At 54.2% G+C, this 1,200-nt stretch carries 2 protein-coding genes; both read left to right on the plus strand.

The genetic code is table 11. The annotated features are described in order from the left end of the window. Positions 1-540: hypothetical protein (locus ACP7A4_RS23080; protein WP_426248511.1), on the plus strand; the 540-nt coding region annotated here is incomplete at its 5' end. Between the two features lie 11 nt (positions 541-551). After that, positions 552-1,200 (plus strand): phage tail protein (locus ACP7A4_RS23085; protein ID WP_426248512.1); only part of this gene is annotated, 649 nt, incomplete at its 3' end.

The following is a 1,200-nucleotide window of genomic DNA, read 5'->3' on the forward strand; positions in this document are numbered from 1 at the left end:
ACAGGCGCTTCCCACTCTGCATTAGCGATCTACACGAGGGTGTTAGGCGGGCCGGGCTACTGGACAGGATTTAATGTGACGAGCGCGTCAAATGGTGTGCGTCCAGTTCAGAACTTTTACATGGAATATGTTTCTTGTAAGTTTTCAGATAGCAGAAGTGTGGATGAATTTGGACTTGAGATTTATGACGGCTCAGAAGGCGTCGTTTACACGTCAAGCGATAGGGTAGTGCGGTACAGTAAATTTACGAAGGATTGGGACTGGAGGCCCCCGCTTGGCTACGGAGTTGTAGGTGTATTTCACAGCAGGGTAGCGGTAGATCCCGATGATTTTATCTGTATTTCAAGTATAGACAGGGGCAATGCCTGGTTCTGTGGAAGGGTCCATTATGCAGGATTAAGAATTGTTGATGGAGGGCTGCAATCTGTGAAAATTTTAATCAATAGAAGTAAGACTTATGAATATCTGACTCAGTTCTCGGGGCCGAGCTTTTCAATTCCGGTCTGTAAGTTTCCAATCGAAAGATATTACAACAGTTAAGGAGTTGATCTATGCCTTGGTATAAAACCGGGTCAGTTAAAGCGACGAACAACAGCAACGCCATTATCGGAACAGGAACAGCCTTCATTGCCAACGCGCGCGTGGGTGATGCGTTTCGCGGCCCGGACGGCGCGTGGTACGAAGTCTCCAATATTGCCAGCGACACCGCTCTATCTATCTCTCCCAATTATCAAGGGTCGACCGTAGCAGCAGGCGGCTACGCGCTCGCACCCATGCAAGGTTATGTCAAAGACCTGGCCGACCAAGTACGAGGGATCATCCAGCAGTGGGGCACAGCGCTGGCCAACCTGGGCACAGTCTCAACCGAGAACGTCGTGCCGGTGGCCAAGGGCGGCACGGGCGGTACCAACCAGGCGGCTGCCCGCTCGGGACTTGGGCTTAAAAGCGCGGCCGTGGCCGAGATACTGGGTGGCGTCTCCCAAGTGGGCGGTGTGCCCACGGGCGCAATCTTCCAGCGCGGCAGCAACGCCAATGGCGAGTTCTGCTTGATGGCCGATGGCACCGCCATCTGCACTTACCTGCAACTCAGCATGTCGGCCGCGGCTAATACCGACATCGCAGTCAACTGGCAATTTCCGTGCGTGTTCGCCGTAGCACCGGCCGTGCTGGTGGCGCTGCGCGGGCCAGCGTCGACCAACA

The organism is Pseudomonas sp. TWR3-1-1 (genome assembly GCF_049896545.1).
GTDB lineage: Bacteria > Pseudomonadota > Gammaproteobacteria > Pseudomonadales > Pseudomonadaceae > Aquipseudomonas > Aquipseudomonas weihenstephanensis.